Source organism: Leyella stercorea (genome assembly GCF_019052365.1).
Classification (GTDB): Bacteria; Bacteroidota; Bacteroidia; order Bacteroidales; family Bacteroidaceae; genus Prevotella.
Genome location: NZ_JAHQUY010000010.1, coordinates 38,639 through 55,056, shown reverse-complemented (window position 1 = coordinate 55,056; position 16,418 = coordinate 38,639). Strand labels below are relative to the sequence as shown.

Annotated in this window: 11 protein-coding genes, 1 tRNA gene and 1 pseudogene; 10 read left to right on the top strand and 3 right to left on the bottom strand. The window is 49.3% G+C overall.

Annotated elements, in window-relative coordinates; genetic code table 11:
• Nucleotides 1–165 (bottom strand): annotated as a pseudogene (locus tag KTQ90_RS03340) (IS982 family transposase); the annotation flags it as partial.
• 86 nt (nucleotides 166–251) lie between these two features.
• On the opposite strand from KTQ90_RS03340, the gene KTQ90_RS03335 reads away from it, so the two are divergent.
• Nucleotides 252–779, top strand: coding sequence for a histidine phosphatase family protein (locus tag KTQ90_RS03335; protein ID WP_217317189.1), 528 nt, complete (start codon nucleotides 252–254; stop codon nucleotides 777–779).
• A gap of 192 nt (nucleotides 780–971) precedes the next feature.
• On the opposite strand, the gene KTQ90_RS03330 is transcribed toward KTQ90_RS03335, so the two are convergent.
• The gene (locus KTQ90_RS03330) at nucleotides 972–2,057 is read right to left on the bottom strand and encodes a hypothetical protein (protein ID WP_217317188.1); all 1,086 of its coding nucleotides are present in this window, start codon (nucleotides 2,055–2,057) and stop codon (nucleotides 972–974) included.
• 680 nt (nucleotides 2,058–2,737) lie between these two features.
• Between KTQ90_RS03330 and KTQ90_RS03325 the strand changes: the two genes are divergently transcribed.
• From KTQ90_RS03325 to KTQ90_RS03310, 4 genes are all read left to right on the top strand, one after another.
• Nucleotides 2,738–4,279, top strand: a complete 1,542-nt coding sequence (locus tag KTQ90_RS03325; protein WP_217317187.1) for a glycine--tRNA ligase — start codon at nucleotides 2,738–2,740, stop codon at nucleotides 4,277–4,279.
• 15 nt (nucleotides 4,280–4,294) lie between these two features.
• Nucleotides 4,295–4,960 carry a BamJ family beta-barrel-assembly machinery protein gene (locus tag KTQ90_RS03320; protein ID WP_217317186.1) on the top strand — a complete coding sequence of 222 codons (666 nt, stop codon included), beginning with the start codon at nucleotides 4,295–4,297 and terminating at the stop codon, nucleotides 4,958–4,960.
• 182 nt (nucleotides 4,961–5,142) lie between these two features.
• Nucleotides 5,143–7,626, top strand: a complete 2,484-nt coding sequence (locus KTQ90_RS03315; RefSeq protein WP_217317185.1) for a hypothetical protein — start codon at nucleotides 5,143–5,145, stop codon at nucleotides 7,624–7,626.
• A 42-nt stretch (nucleotides 7,627–7,668) separates the two neighbouring features.
• Nucleotides 7,669–7,890 (top strand): hypothetical protein, encoded by a 222-nt coding sequence (locus KTQ90_RS03310; protein ID WP_217317184.1) that lies wholly within the window; start codon nucleotides 7,669–7,671, stop codon nucleotides 7,888–7,890.
• A gap of 62 nt (nucleotides 7,891–7,952) precedes the next feature.
• Here KTQ90_RS03310 and KTQ90_RS03305 read toward each other — a convergent pair whose 3' ends face one another.
• The gene (locus KTQ90_RS03305; RefSeq protein ID WP_217317183.1) at nucleotides 7,953–10,442 is read right to left on the bottom strand and encodes a glycoside hydrolase family 95 protein; all 2,490 of its coding nucleotides are present in this window, start codon (nucleotides 10,440–10,442) and stop codon (nucleotides 7,953–7,955) included.
• Between the two features lie 193 nt (nucleotides 10,443–10,635).
• Here KTQ90_RS03305 and KTQ90_RS03300 point away from each other — a divergent pair, with 193 nt between their 5' ends.
• The 5 genes from KTQ90_RS03300 to KTQ90_RS03280 all read left to right on the top strand — a co-directional run bounded on the left by KTQ90_RS03300 (nucleotide 10,636) and on the right by KTQ90_RS03280 (nucleotide 16,291).
• Nucleotides 10,636–11,721 carry a phosphotransferase enzyme family protein gene (locus KTQ90_RS03300; RefSeq protein WP_217317182.1) on the top strand — a complete coding sequence of 362 codons (1,086 nt, stop codon included), beginning with the start codon at nucleotides 10,636–10,638 and terminating at the stop codon, nucleotides 11,719–11,721.
• 146 nt (nucleotides 11,722–11,867) lie between these two features.
• A tRNA-Leu gene (locus KTQ90_RS03295) sits at nucleotides 11,868–11,949 on the top strand.
• A gap of 352 nt (nucleotides 11,950–12,301) precedes the next feature.
• Nucleotides 12,302–12,520 (top strand): helix-turn-helix transcriptional regulator, encoded by a 219-nt coding sequence (locus KTQ90_RS03290; RefSeq protein ID WP_042517367.1) that lies wholly within the window; start codon nucleotides 12,302–12,304, stop codon nucleotides 12,518–12,520.
• 77 nt (nucleotides 12,521–12,597) lie between these two features.
• Nucleotides 12,598–14,739: an HU family DNA-binding protein gene (locus KTQ90_RS03285; protein ID WP_217317181.1), complete on the top strand. Its 2,142-nt coding sequence runs from the start codon at nucleotides 12,598–12,600 to the stop codon at nucleotides 14,737–14,739.
• A gap of 52 nt (nucleotides 14,740–14,791) precedes the next feature.
• A complete protein-coding gene (locus tag KTQ90_RS03280; RefSeq protein WP_217317180.1) occupies nucleotides 14,792–16,291 on the top strand; it encodes an RNA-binding domain-containing protein in 1,500 nt (499 codons plus the stop codon).
• Nucleotides 16,292–16,418: the final 127 nt, after the last annotated feature.

The window sequence follows — 16,418 nt, the reverse complement described above, 5'->3', positions numbered from 1 at the left end:
TGGAACATTACCCGATTCATTGACGAGATTTTCAGAGAATTGCTTGCATATCTCGAGTATTTTGACGAATTTTGTATAAAGGTTGTACATACGATGGTTTGGACTTAATGTTTTGAACACCACTAAGTTACTAAAAATCAGCGATATGTGCAACTTTTTACTCATATTTATCAACTTAAATTAATTCCGCCAACGGGTATATCTTTGTTATTTATAAGGATAAACAAGAAACAACTCCAAAAAACAACGATATGACAACACTTCTTCTTGTGCGCCACGGCGAGACCGTCGACAATGTGCGCCAGATTATGCAGGGGCAGACTCAAGGCAAGCTGACCCCGAACGGCATCGAGCAGGCACGCGCCCTCGCTGCCGAGCTGAAAGACACGCCCATCGACGTGTTCGTGTCGAGCGACCTTAAGCGCGCTTTCGACACGTGTGTGATACTGGCGGCTGCACACGGCGTGGCGCCCAACGCTATCGTGCAGACAAAGCTGCTGCGCGAGCGCGACTGGGGCAGCTTCACGGGCAGATATATCCCCGACCTAAAGGATGCGGTGTGGACCGACGACATCGAGTCGCTCGACGCTCTCAGGGCGCGTGCCGCAGCATTCCTGCAGTTCGTGAGAGAGAATTATGATGGAAAGACCGTGCTTGCCGTGGGACACGGAATAATGAACAAGGCAATAAGAAGCGTGCATCGCGGCACGCCGATGAACGAAACGCCACGCATGGCGAATGCGGAGGTGGTGAGACTGGAGGTAATTAGTAATTCGTAATTAGTAATTATTAATTAGTAATTAGGAATAGTAAGAGCAACATAAGTAGCGGAGGTCTCCGGCCTCCGCAGCACCAAGTCGGACATACAATTAACAGTAGCGGAGGTCTCTGGCCTCCGCAGCACCCTAAAATAGACATACAATTTGTATCAGACTTGGTGCTGCGGAGGCCGGAGACCTCCGCTACTATTGTTATCTGCGGCTGCCGAAGCCACCGCCTCTTGACGATGAGGAGCCTCTCGACGAGCTGCCGCCACCGAACGAAGACGAACTTCTCGACGGACTGCTGCTTCTTGACGAGCCGAACGATGAGCCGCTGCTTCTTGAAGAGCCGAACGAAGAAGAGCTTCTTGACGAGCCGAACGACATGCTGCTGCCTCTCGATAAGCTGTCTACGGGCTTGAACGTAGAGCGCGGTGTCGACTGCATGGGCGAGCCGAAGCTGCGGTTGCTGCGACCAGAGCCGAAGCTGCGGCTTGAAGAGCTGCTGCCGCTATCCGACTGGCGCACGGTGGTGCGTGTGCTGCTCTCGCGACTGCCGAAGCCCGACGAGCCGCGGCTTGAGCCGAAGCTGCTGTTGTCGCGGCGTGAGCCAGAGCCGAATCCGTTGACATCGCGGTTTGAGCCCGAAGCTACGCCGTTGACGTTGCGACGGATGGCATTGTTGTCGCGGCGCGAGCCGAAGCCCGAGTTGTTGTTCTTCTGCTCCACCTGACGGTTGCCGCGCACGCCGAACGACTGGCGGTTGCCGCGTCCGTAGTCGCCACGCTGGAATCCGTCGCGCATACCGAAGTAATTGTCGCCGCTGCGCGAGCCGAACGTTCTGCCGCTATACCACGAGCGTCCGTTGTTCTGACGCCACGAGTGTCCGCCACGATAGCTCACGTACACCGTCGGACGATGGAAGTAGAAGTAGTCGCGGTGCGGATAGCGGGCGTAGATGGCGAAGTGCCAGCAGCCTGAGTGGAAGTAGAGCGGACGGTAGAAGTAAGCCGCGTCGCAGAACATGCGATACTGCCAGTCGAGCAGCACGTAGCTGAAGTCGAGGTTACGCCAGCGCCAGTAGTCGCCGTACAGCTCGTCGTACGAGTTGACGCTGAGCAGATAATCGAGGTTTATCTCGTAAGCCGCCTCATACTGGTCGTCAGTGAGGTTCAGCTCGTAAGCCATCTTGTCGGTGAGGAACAGAGCCTGTTCGCGCGCCTGACTGTAGCTCATTGCGCCGGCTGTCACCATGAAGCCGAGCACCATTACTATTGTTGCGAAAAACCTTTTCATAATATTTCTGTTTTAAAAGTTATACATTATCTTTAGGTGCCCTCTCAGGGGCTCTATAGGAGGTGCTTTCTAGGGGGTGCACTTGTCTCAAGTGCACCAACCAAGTAGAATGCTCTGTTGGTGCAACTACTGCTATGTTTCTCAGGGGGTGCACTTGTCTCAAGTGCAACAACCAAGCAGAATGCTCTGTTGGTGCAACTACTGCTATGTTGGTGCAGTTGAGACAACTGCACCCCCTTAACTGCACCCCCTTGAGGTTTCCTTTCGCTTGCAAAGTTAGAACTTTATCAGAGCACGTCAAAGGGATTTTCCCTAAACGCTTGTGGGAAAATCCCTAAACAGCTTAGAGACAATCGTCGGATTGCGTACGCCGTCCAATCGGATTCCGTCCGCCGCCCGATCAGATTCCGTACGCCGTCCGATCAGATTCCGTCCGCCGTCCGATCGGATTCCGTACGCCGCCCGATCGGATTCCGTTCGCCGTCCGATGACTTAACGACCGCCGCAACACAACAAACCGACCGCCGCAACCCTATTGTTTCATAACATTTAACGCCTCGGACGCTACATAATCAATCAAAAAAGCGTAACTTTGCACTTTAAAGGTGGCTGTCTGCACATTATTATTATAGCACACAGCGCACTACATATCAGTAAATTAACAATAAAACACATATAAAATGGCACAAGAAGACGTTTTCAAGAAAATCGTGAGTCACTGCAAGGAGTATGGTTTCGTGTTCCCGAGCAGCGAAATTTATGACGGACTGGCTGCAGTGTACGACTACGGACAGAACGGTGTAGAACTGAAGAACAACATCAAACAATACTGGTGGAAGAGCATGGTGCTGCTGCACGACAACATCGTGGGCATCGACTCTGCCATCTTCATGCACCCTACTATCTGGAAGGCAAGCGGACACGTAGACGCTTTCAACGACCCGCTCATCGACAACCGCGACTCTAAGAAGCGCTACCGTGCCGACGTTCTCATCGAGGACCAGATTGCAAAGTACGACGAGAAGATAGAGAAGGAGATTGCCAAGGCTCGCAAGCGCTTCGGCGAGAGCTTCGACGAGGCTCAGTTCCGCGCTACCAACGCTCGCGTAATCGAGCACCAGCAGAAGCGCGACGCTCTCCACGCACGCTACACAGCGGCTATGCAGGGACCTGACCTCGCTGAGCTGAAGCAGATCATCCTCGACGAGGAGATCGTAGACCCGATCAGCGGCACAAAGAACTGGACCGACGTGCGCCAGTTCAACCTCATGTTCTCTACAGAGATGGGCTCGGTAGCCGACGGCTCTAACAAGGTATACCTCCGCCCGGAGACAGCGCAGGGCATCTTCGTCAACTACCTTAACGTGCAGAAGACAGGCCGCATGAAGATTCCGTTCGGCATCGCACAGATCGGCAAGGCGTTCCGCAACGAGATCGTAGCACGCCAGTTCATCTTCCGTATGCGCGAGTTCGAGCAGATGGAGATGCAGTTCTTCGTACAGCCGGGCACCGAGCTCGAGTACTTCCAGAAGTGGAAGGAGCTGCGCATGAAGTGGCACCAGGCTCTGGGCTTCGGCGCCGAGAACTACCGCTTCCACGACCACGAGAAGCTGGCTCACTACGCCAACGCCGCTACCGACATCGAGTTCCACATGCCGTTCGGCTTCAAGGAGGTGGAAGGCATACACAGCCGCACCAACTTCGACCTCTCGCAGCACGAGAAGTTCTCGGGCCGCTCTATCAAGTACTTCGACCCGCAGACAAAGGAGTCGTACACTCCGTACGTCATCGAGACATCTATCGGCGTAGACCGTATGTTCCTCAGCGTGATGTGCCACTCTTACAAGGAGGAGAAGCTCGAGAACGGCGAGACACGCGTCGTGCTCATGCTCCCGCCGGCACTCGCTCCGACAAAGCTCGCCGTGCTGCCGCTCGTTAAGAAGGACGGTCTGCCCGAGAAGGCTCGCGAGATTGTGAACAACCTGAAGTTCCACTTCAACACAACTTACGACGAGAAGGACACCATCGGCAAGCGCTACCGCCGTCAGGACGCCGTGGGCACACCTTACTGCGTCACCGTCGACTACGACACGCTGAAGGACAACACCGTAACACTCCGCTTCCGCGACACTATGGAACAGGAGCGCGTGAGCATCGACCAGCTCCTCAGCATCATCGAGGACAAGGTGAGCATCACAAGCCTGCTCAAGAAATTGCAGTAATAACACACTCGATAAATGAGAAAATACTATTTATTCATACTCTTCGCCATGACGACAGTCTTCGCAGCAAGCCAGTCGTCGTGCAAAGAGACCGACAACGAGGTGGAAGAGTACCCCAACTGGCAGAAGACCAACGAGGCTTACTACGACAAGAAGTACGCCGAGGTGAAGCAGCTCGTCAATGGCGGCGCTGCCGACTGGAAGGTGCTGCGCTCTTGGAGCCTCGACGACAAGCTGGCTACACACAGCTACGACTACGTGCTCGCCAACGTGCTCAACGCCGGTACGGGTTCGGGCTGTCCGCTCTACACCGACTCGGTGAAGGTGCACTACAGCGGCCGACTGCTGCCGTCGACAAGCTACGCCGAAGGCTACATCTTCGACCAGTCGTGGCAGGGCGAATACAACCTCAGCACGATGAAACCGCGCACGTTCGCCGTGAGCGGCGTGGTGAAAGGTTTCGCTACAGCGCTGCAGAACATGCACATCGGCGACAGATGGCAGGTATACATGCCTCACCAGCTGGCATACGGCTCGTCTGACACGCCGGGCGCAGCCTACTCCACCCTCATCTTCGACATAACCCTCGTCGGCTACTTCCGCAAGACGTCTACAGCAGCCGCTCCCTCAAAGGACGGCGCAGCACAGCAGCAGACTACGGGATACTGGGTTTACGAGTAATCACTCTATAAGGGCATGGCATTTTTTCGGATGCCATGCCCTTTTTACGTCATCAAAACACGGTCTTAATACAAATGTAAAACACCTTATATATATTTGCACGCCCTTGCACAGGATACACATATCTATAGAGAGTTAAAGACAAATCGACGAAAACACACATTTATAACATTAATACATTTATGACAAAACATTTACGCATTTTTATGCTCACGCTGCTCGTGCTAATTAGCGCGGCGGTTATGGCGCAAACGACGGTCGACTTCTCAAACGGCCTTCCAAGCAACTGGACAAAAATTACAGGCACAGTTGCAGAACAAAACTACGAAGGAAAGACTGCCATACAGTTACAGAAAGGCGCTTCCATTTCAAGTCCAGCAATGACAGAAGCGTCAACCGAACTTGTAATCTCAACGACAAGAAGTAATAACGGTACTACAATGAACGTTGCTTATCAGATTGGCGAAGCTGACGCTGTTGTCTTCAAGACATTCAACGCAACAGAAGTAGCAAAGACTTCGTGGAAAGAATACACCGTTAAGGTACCTACAGAAGCCCAGGTCGCTGGTTGCAAATACATCTTCACGACAAACACTGCTTCTTACTACATCTCTCAAATAAAGTTCGTAGCAGCAAGTACATCAACCACCCCAACCTCTCTTTCTTTCAATGGCACTGACGTCACTCTTACCGAAGGCAAGACCGACGCTGGCGCAGACTTCACGGGCTACACCGCTACCGTAACCGACAATATAGCCGGCACTATCACATACGCAGCATCAGGAGACGCCGTGGCTACCGTCAACGAAACCACTGGCGCTGTAACCGTCAACGCCACAACATACGGCACAACAACCATCACCGCCACATTCACACCTGCAGACCCAACACAATACTCAGGCTCAACAGCTACGTATCAGATTACGAACAAGAAGGCTGTTGATTTGTCGGAGATTGTGTTCAAATCTTCTGAAGACAAAGTAAGCGGCACCGGCGATAAGACTCTTACAAAGTCAATTGCTCAGATACATACAAGCAACGGCTCATTAGGTGCTTCAGCCGACTACCGCTTCTATGGTCGTAGCACTACTACCTTCTCACTTACTGATCCTACACGAGTAATTACAAGCATTAAGTTTGTAGGTGGTTCTACATATGGTAAATTCGAAGCAGATAAGTCCAATTACAACAAAAAAAATGGCACTTGGACTGGATCAGAATATTCTGTGACATTCACGAATACTGATTCCAAACAAATCAACAATATAACCCAAATCATCGTCACAACAGCAGAGAAAAAGCCAGCTCCTGCCCTCTCTTTCGCCGAGCCGACTGTAACAAAGAACCTTAATGAAAGCAAAGGAATCATAAGCCTTCAGACCATCTCAAAACCTGCAGACCTCGATGCCTCTGCTATCACATATAAAAGTTCGGACAACGAGACCGCAGAGGTGGATGGCGGCAATATATACATGTACAAGACCGGCACTGTTACAATCACAGCGACATCTGCCGAGACCGACAAGTATGCAGCAGGCACCGCTTCATACAAGCTCGTAATCGTAGATTCGAGTTCTGCTGAGACCAAGTCGGTAACATTCATTGCCGGTAAGCAAATGGGAACACAGGACGCAAACGGCAAGAAAGACGAGATGTCGCAGGACGGTGTTACTGTACTCTCTACGAATGCTGCTCTCGCCGCAAAATCAACATTAGACGAGTACACATACAGATTTTACATGCGAAGCCAGACAACCATCTCTACCAAGGTTGGCAAGATTACGGAGATATACTTCGTTGGCAGCGGCAACAAGGATAGATACTCTCTGACGAATCTCTCTTCTACAGACAACAACTACACTTCTACACAAGATGACTACGGCGTTTGGACTGGCTCTGCAAAAGAAGTGGTGTTCAACGCTTCTGCCCAGGTTCGCGCCGTGCAGATAATCGTAACAATCGTTATGCCGAAGAGCTATACCCTCGACGAGACAAGCACACAGAACGTCATCGAGAACTGTTCATACGCCAACGTAACACTGAAGCGAACGGTAGAATCGAGCCACTGGAACACATTCTGCGTGCCGTTCTCACTCACAGCCGATCAGGTTGCGAAGTACTTCGGCGAGGGAACTATGCTCCGCACATACGAAGGCGACTTCAATAACAACATCGCAAACTTTAAGGTTGTAGACAACATCGAGGCAGGCAAGCCGTATCTGCTGAAGCCGGGCAACGCTGTTGTGGAGAACCCGACATTCGAGGAGGTGAGCGTTGTGGCTACCAACCTCGACGCCGACAAGAACCCGCAGGCCGTAGGCGACGCTGCCGTGTTCCAGATGAAGGGCATCTACAACCATGTCACACTGGCGCAGAACGAAACCAACCTCTATCTCGGCGAAGGCAATCTTTTCTACTACCCTGCAGATGCAGAGGCTTGCGAGATGAACGGCTTGCGCGCATACTTCATCGTGCCTGAAAATACCGACATCAACAAGCTGCGTGCCAATATCGACGGAACGGCTACTTCGCTCGGCGCTATCTTCAACACTGAGGAGAACAATGCGCCGGTATACAACCTGCAAGGTCAGCGTGTAGGCAGTGCACTCGGTTCGCTGAAGAGCGGCATATACATCAAGAACGGCAAGAAGGTCGTTGTTAAGTAAACATATACACAACATTAATCGGTAATAACATACTAAAGCACAATGAAAAAGAAGCAATATATAGCACCTGCAACAACAGCGATAGAGATAGAAGCAACAAGAATAATGGCAGGATCGCCCGGTCTGAACAAACCCGGCACGTCGGGCGACTACAACAAGCCTAAGCCGGGCACGGGTTCAGGCGGTCATTACGCACCGTCGCGCGACTACTTCAACTCGTGGACGAACGACGACGAGAGCAGCGAAGAGTACGATTATCAATAATACAAAGACAACAAAGGTCGAGCGAAATCGCTCGACCTTTGTTGTCTGGGTTGGTGCACTTTCTACTTCAGCTTCAGCTTGTTCTCGCAGAACACAACCGTATAGCGTGCGCCTCGCTTCGTCTTGAACTTCAGCACCGAGTCGCCGTAGCGCACCTCGCATGGAGCACCCGCACCCGAGAGCAGCGTAGCCTCAACGAGTTTGCCGTTCTTCCAGCTGATAGACACGGTGAAGTTGCCCTTTGCGCGCAGACCGCTCACAGCGCCCTCTTTCCAAGCGTCGGGCAATGCAGGCAGCAGATGCACGAATCCCATGTGGCTCTGCATGAGCATCTCGGTAACGCCGGCTGTTCCGCCGAAGTTGCCGTCAATCTGGAACGGAGCGTGTGTGTCCCAAAGGTTGTCGAGCGTGCCGTTCTTCAGCAGGTTGCCGTAGAGCGTGTAGGCATGGTTGCCGTCGTGCAGGCGCGCCCACTGGTTAAGTTTCCAGCCCATTGACCATCCTGTGGCGCCGTCGCCGCGATGTTCGAGCACCACGCGCGAAGCCTTAGCCAGTTCGGGCGTCGTAACGGGCGACACGGTGTGACCCGGATGCAGACCAAAGAGATGGTTCACGTGGCGATGCTCGTCCTTCGGGTCGTCGATATCCGTCGACCACTCCATGAGCTGTCCGTAGCGACCTATCTTATACGGAGCGAGATGCTTCAGAGCGTCCTTCCACTGGCGGCGTTCCTTTACGCTCTTGCCCAGCACGCGACTTGCCTCAATAGCATCCAAGAGCACTTCGCGTATCACGGCGTGAGCGAACGTTGCGCCCTCGTCAACCGGTCCGTGCTCGGGCGATGTAGACGGAGCTGCGGTGTATACGCCGTCGGCGCGATGCCAGAGATAGTCGGCAGCGAAGTCGGCAGACTCCTTCAGCATGTCGTAGTTGTCGGCGAGGAAGTGGCGGTCGCGGGTGAAGTCGTAGTAGTTCCAGAGGTGAGTGGCGAGCCACGGACCGGCGAACGGCGAGAAGTTCCACGACATATCCTCGCTGGAAAGCGGCGATGTGAAGCCGAATATATTGCCCGAAACGGACGTTGTCCAGCCACGTGTGCCGAAGTACGACTTAGCCGTTACGCGACCCGGCTTAACGAGCGTGCGCATGAAGTTGAAGAGCGGCAACTCGCACTCCGGAAGTCCCGTCGGGCAAGCCAGCCAGTAGTTCATCTGCAGGTTGATGTTATTATGATAGTCGATGCGCCACGGTCCGTCCACGTTGTTATGCCACAAGCCCTGCAGGTTAGCCGGCATATTGTCTGCACGCGACGACGAGATGAGCAGGTAGCGGCCAAACTGATAGTAGAGCTGCTCCAGATAGTAGTCGGGCTTGCCCTGGCGGTAAGCCTCAAGACGTCGGTTCACGGGCAGGTCGGCGGTCTCAACCGTAGCGTTGTTGATGTTCAGACGCACGCGGTTGAAGAGCTCCGAATAGTCGGCGTAATGCTCGTTGAGCAGGTAAGCGTAGTCCTTAGCCGCAGCCTTTGCGAGCCAGTCGGCGGTAGTCTTTGCCGGGTCGACGCCCACATAAGCCTTCGGGTCGTTGAAGTCGGGATCGTAGTTGGGCTTGTAGTCGGTGTCGGCAGTGATGAGGAACACCACCTCGTCGGCATCCTTTACCGTGAGCTTGCCGCCAGCGTTAGAAACCTCGCCGCCCTTAGCCACAGCCTTGATGCGCACGGCGTACTGCATGGCGTTGTTGTCGAGACGCGCCAGCCAGCAGAGCGCATCGGCGCCGTCGGCCTTCATCTCGCCCGTCGAAACAGGGTTGGGAGCGTAAGAGAACACGAGGTTCTGCTTGCCGCGCTGCGACGCAGCGAAGCGCACAGCCATCACATTGGCAGGATGCGACACGAAATACTCGCGCTCGTACTGCACGCCGTCCTTGCAGAAACTCACCTTAGCAAGGGCTGAGTCGAGCGAGAGCTCACGGCGATAGCCGGTCATACCCACCGAACTCAGTCCGGTTTCTATATAGAACTCGCCGGCTGTTGTGAAGCTGCCGAAGCGGAACGGCTCCTCGGCGTCAGCCTCGTAAGGCACTACGCTGTTGAAGTTCTTGCGTGTGAGCTGTTCGGCTTTCGCCCAGTCGCCCTTGGTGAAGGCGTCGCGTATCTCGCCCACAACATTAGCCGACTGCTTGTTCACATCCCAGTAGTAAGCGGCGCCGCGCGCAGTGTTGGGACCGCCGCGCCAGAGCGTCTTCTCGTTGAACGTGATGCGCTCAGCCTCAACAGAACCGAGCACGTTGCCGCCGATATTGCCATTGCCGATGGGCAGCGACTGCGACTCCCATTCGGGATCGGGGTTGTTCACTAAGTCGCCGGCACGCACCAGCTGACGCTCAGTAGGCTTGCGGTCGGGGCTCGAAGCGAGCCACACAGCCTGTCCGCGCATCGTCGTTGGGCGGTCGAACCAATACTTCAAGGGCGTCTTCTGCTGCGCGAAGCCGTTGGCAGAACCAAAGGCGCAGAGCGCAAGAAGCGCAAGGAGTTGTCTTTTTGCTTGCATTATGATTAGTTTTTAATTTTTAGTCTATCACCACAAAGTTACTGCAAAAAAGCGAAATAAGCAGCAATAAAGACACCTATTATAATAAAAAAGCCGTAAATTTGCAATTTAGGGGGTGCACTTGTCTCAAGTGCACCAACCAAGCAAGAACTGCACCCCTAACTACAAATACAAATCAAATTAAAATAAAACTATGAACAATCTAAACAACATTACCAGCAAGTTTCTCATCGAAGGCACCGTCAGCGACATCAAGCCGCTCGGCAACGGACTCATCAACGACACATACCGCATACAGACCGCAGAAAACGACCGCCCCGACTACGTCCTGCAACGCATCAACCACCACATCTTCACCGATGTTGACCTGCTGCAGCACAACGTGGAGACCGTGACCAACCACATACGCGAGCAGCTGAAGGCAGAAGGAGCCGACGACATCGACCGCCGCGTGCTGCGCTTCGTGCCAACCACCGACGGAAAGACCTACTACTTCGACGGCAAGAGCTACTGGCGCGTGTCGATATTCATCAGCGACGCCGTGACGATGGACGCCGTGACGCCCGAATCGTCGTACGACGCAGGCAAGGCGTTCGGCGACTTCGAGGCTCGACTGGCTGACATCGCCGACCAGTTGGGCGAGACAATCCCCGACTTCCACAACATGTGCCTCCGACGCGACCAACTGCGCAAGGTGTACGCAGAAGACCCCGTGGGACGCGCCGAGAGCGTGAAGCAGTTCGTAGAAGAGATTGAGGCGTACATGGACGAGATGTGCCTGGGCGAACGACTGCTCGCCGAGGGCAAGCTGCAGAAACGCGTGTGCCACTGCGACACAAAAGTGAACAATATGATGTTCGACAAGCAAGGTAAAGTGCTCTGCGTGATAGACCTCGACACCGTGATGCCATCACTCTTCGTCAGCGACTACGGCGACTTCCTGCGTACAGCCGCAAACACCATCGCCGAAGACTCGCCCGAATACGACAAGATTGACTTCCGCATGGACATCTTCGAGGCGTTCACACGCGGCTACCTCGAATCGGCACAGCGCTTCCTCACACCGCTCGAAGTGTCGCTCCTGCCCTACGCCGCCGAACTCTTCCCCTACATGCAGTGCGTGCGCTTCCTCTGGGACTATCTCTCGGGCGACCACTACTGGAAGTGCCAGTATGCCGACCACAACCTCACACGCGCCCGCAACCAGTGGCACCTCTTCCTGAAGGCAAAGGCACACGAGGCAGAGATGAAGCAATTCATCGAAGAACTGAAGAAGTAGAATGTGTGGAGTTTTCTCATCCGCACCGAACGATACGGACATCCGCGCCGACCGTTACGAGCATCCGCATCAGTCGGCGCGTATCATAAAAGTCTAATATTATTTTGCCAGTCTCGCCATTTTTCACTATCTTTGCAGCCACTAACGCGCTTGTGGCGGAATTGGTAGACGCGCCAGACTTAGGATCTGGTGTTTTAGGACGTGAAGGTTCGAGTCCTTTCAGGCGCACCCAAGAAAATCCTAACTGCTTGAATATGAGCAGTTAGGATTTTTTGTTTTTATAAATTGCCGAGTTTTTGCCAACATAATTCGTCGCTAATTTGTTGTGGTCGGCAAAGTTCATGTTGTTTTCATCCGTATTTCTCATAATTTCATTGCTTTTCACTTGACATCGCCAATTTTATGAGTCACCAAATGACAAACTATAGTCAGATAGATTAGCTCACATATTCTATAAATTGATGTATATATCATCTATATAATACAAATATCACTATCTAACATAATAACTCAACACCTTTATTCGTTATTCTAACAGGAAATCACTACTTTTGTACTTTCCAAATAATTATACGCAAATATGAGTAAAGATATAAACAGACTAAAGGTTGTCCTGGCTGAAAAGAAACGAACCAACAAATGGCTCGCTGAACAATTGGGCAAAGATCCTGCAACCGTCTCAAAGTGGTGTACCAACACCATACAGCCGAATGTCGAGACACTGGTGGAGATCGCCAAATGTCTGAATGTTGAGATACAGGATTTGTTTTGGCCAATTGAGAATATTACTATTGAATAAATATCAAGCAGTATATAAATTAAAAATTTCAGTGTTTTTTTATTTTACTAACAGTGATAATATATAATAATTAGCATATGAATAAGAAACAATTAATAAGGGAGGTGGCAGGAAGAACAGGATTTTGGAATTGTCTTTCCAAAATAATTGTAAACTGTTGCATAAAGACTATACTTTCAGAATTGCAACAAGGACATAGAATATCTTTGAAGGATTTTGGAGCATTTCATATCGTTAAAAGCTTGGGAAGAACTTATTTTGATATTCAAAAAAAAGAAATAAAAAAATCATCAGCAAAAAATATTGTAAAATTTGTTCCATACAAGAAATTTAAGAAACAACTTAGTACCAATGTCGTTGATGTTCATGATGAAAATGATGGTTCGATAGAGAATATAATAACATTAGAACCTCGTGTATTCATCAATCCAGCGCCAACCCCCAAAAAACTTAATCCTAACAATTCAAGTCCTCTGTCCGGAAAGCAGAATATAGGAAAGAGATGTAAACGTAAGCAGGATGTAGCTAAACATTATCTTGCTTTTGAAGGAAAATTTCTATATGACAAGTTCCAAGGAGAATTGGATCATGACAGTTTTCCGTCGGTAAAGGTTCCGCAGCATGATACTTCTATTCTGATTCCTAAACCTGATAAAACAGGAACAACAGTTGGTGTTATGGAACCAGTGTTGTTAAGTAGCATACGCAAAATGTGTCAGGAACTTAATAATATTATAGTTCTTGACAATGTGAAATTACCGATATTGAATAGAAATTATTCATATCGGCCTGACGTGTGCCTTTATTGGAAAGAACGAAACATATATGTAGACATAGAAGTAGATGAACCTTATGATATTGTAAGTCGCAAACCAATTCATTACAAAGGCAATGGCGACAATCTACGTGATAGATATTTTATTAGAAATGGATGGTGCGTAATACGTTTTGCGGAGTCGCAAATACATAAAAATATAGAAGGTGTAACCAACTATATTAAACGTATGCTAAGATGGCTGACTAATGATGAGAGTATTAAATATGATGAGGATACATTAGAATCCGTAGAAAGGTGGACTTACGAGCAAGCTGAGCAAATGGCCTCTGACAACGCAAGGGAGCATTATCTAAACTTGCCAGATTATGTTTCCACAGACGATACACAAACGAACCATGTTTCTGCTACCTATGATACAGAGCGTTTGGGATTTATTAAGCCTGATGAAGATGTTTTGCCTCCAATAGAACAATCTAAATGGGTTTCTGTCATTGATAAAATTGCCCAAATAAATTGTGATTATTGCAAAGTGCTTAAAAATGACGGTTATCAATGGGTCTATAAAAATAAACAAATAAAAATTGTTTCTCACAGCGGTAACGAGTTCATAACAGGAAAAAGCCCCCTTGAATACGAACTTGAAATTCCAGTAGACGAAATTAAAGATATAGTTCCAATGGAAAACTTGTTCTCTGAGAAACAATGGGAGTATAATCCTTGTATGCAAAGTGAAGACTTTTATACGATGAGAGAAATTCTCTTTAATGCTATTGCTAATGGCAACCCAATACGGATTGCATACGATTCAAACAACTCGGGGTATAGTACCCGTTTCTTGTCCAACTTAGTATTTTGCAGGATGGGAGCGACTTACGATGCCCCGCATATTGGATTAGGCCTTTGTACAAAACATGGCATGAACTCATTATCACACTTTTATGCATATTGTTCTAATCGAAAGGAGTTCAGAATGTTTGCTGCAGATGGAAGAATAAGAGAACTTAAAGTACTGAACTGCGAACATGTATATATTGCTACAGAAGTATATGAACGTAGCTTTGCCAAACTAATCATGTCGATATATGACAATTGTAATGGAAATGCTTTTTTTGAAAATGTAGATAAAATCCTTGAATATATGCCAAAGCGTGAACTCGACTCTCCGATCACTCAAGTAAATTTGGCTGATTTTCATGTTTTGAATGGAGATATTTATAGAGCCATAGAATTATATCAGCAAAAACCATCTGGACTGTTTCTTACGCCTTCTTGCACATGGGGGGAAGCATGTATTGCTGATGTTAAGTTTTTTGTAAAATTATTCGAAGAACACCTCAAAGATAGTTCTGATTACTATGATTTCAATGCAAAAAAGCAGAAACAAAATTTCGAGAAAGTTTTAAGGATATTAACGCAATCTCCTTGGATACAGCATAAATAACCAAATCTTATACTTTGTTTTTGCAATGTATGGATTTAGAAGAATGATTGTGATGAGTAAAATAAATGACATATACAAACTTCTGTCTGATGGTGAGCGTGTAACGCTCGAATGCAAGAAAGCTACGAAGGGTGTGCCAAATTCGCTTTGGGACACTTATTCCGCTTTTGCCAACACATACGGCGGAACCATTCTGTTGGGTGTAGTAGAGCACATGGACGAGCAAGACAATGCCAAGCGGTTTGAAATCGTTGGTGTTGAGGATGCAGACAAAATCCGCAAGGACTTGTGGAATACTGTAAATAGTCGTGAGAAGGTGAATATCAATCTTCTGCAAGACGATGACATTCAGACGATAGATGTTGACGGCAAGAAGATTATTGCCATCAACGTACCTCATGCCGATTATACAGTCCGTCCTGTCTATATCAACAACAATCTGTCAAGAGGAACTTTCAAACGCAACCATGAAGGAGACTATCATTGTACGGAGCAAGAACTGAAGATGATGCTCCGTGATGCTAATGAAGCTGGCAATGATGGATTGTTGTTGGAATACTATACAATGGACGACATTGACATCGCAACATTGGAACGCTTCCGTCAGATGTTTCAGAACTTGCATCCAGAGCATCAATGGAACTCGGCAGAAAATAAGGAGTTTCTAACGAACTTTGGAGGTTATACACGAGACCGAAGGACAGGAAAAGAAGGACTGACTATGGCTGGACTTTTAATGTTTGGCAAAGGATTGACAGTCCGTGAGCGTTTCGACAATCTGCGAATGGACTACATTGATAAATCCAATTTGATAGGCGACCAACGCTATAGCGACCGATTGACATACGATGGGACTTGGGAAAACAACCTGTTCAACTTTATTCGCATGGCCATTCCGAAACTGACACGTGATTTGCCTCACCCTTTCAGTATGGACGGCGTGGTGCGCAAAGACGATACGCTTCAAGCCAAGGCTGTGCGTGAAGCCGTTACAAATATGGTTATTCATTCCGATTTTATGGTGAATGGAGTGCTGAAAGTTGAAAAGTATGACGATTGTTTTGTTCTGACCAATCCAGGACTTCTGAAACTGCCTATTGAGCAGATTTACAAAGGTGGCGAGTCAAAGGCACGTAATCAGCGTATGCAGAATATGTTCCGCATGATAGGCTATGGCGAGAACCTTGGCTCGGGTTTCCCACTCATTCTAAACGCATGGAATGAAAAGCATTGGATAAAGCCTGAGTTATTAGAACAGCCTGAACTTATGCAAGTGAAATTGACTCTGCATATTCAGAACAATGTTGCATCTGGTTCATTGAATGACCCAATAAATGACCCAATAAATGACCCAATAAACTTGACCGAGAGGCAGAAGATGATTTTGCAGATGTTCTCAGAAGAAAAGAATCTAAGCAGAGAAAGGCTTTGTGAGAAAACTGGATTGTCGGATGCCACCGCCAAGCGTGAAATAGCATTTCTCAAAAAGGCTGGTTATTTGGAGCGTGTCGGCAGCCTTAAAACAGGACATTGGATAGTTGTTTCAAAATAATTGATTTTGGTTTGTGAACCCAAATGTTCAAAAGTCGCATCATCGCAGTTGTTACAGCAAAGACCTCCGCCGCCTATGCCCATCATCTCATATAATAACATAGTACGAAGCATAAATAACACTGTAC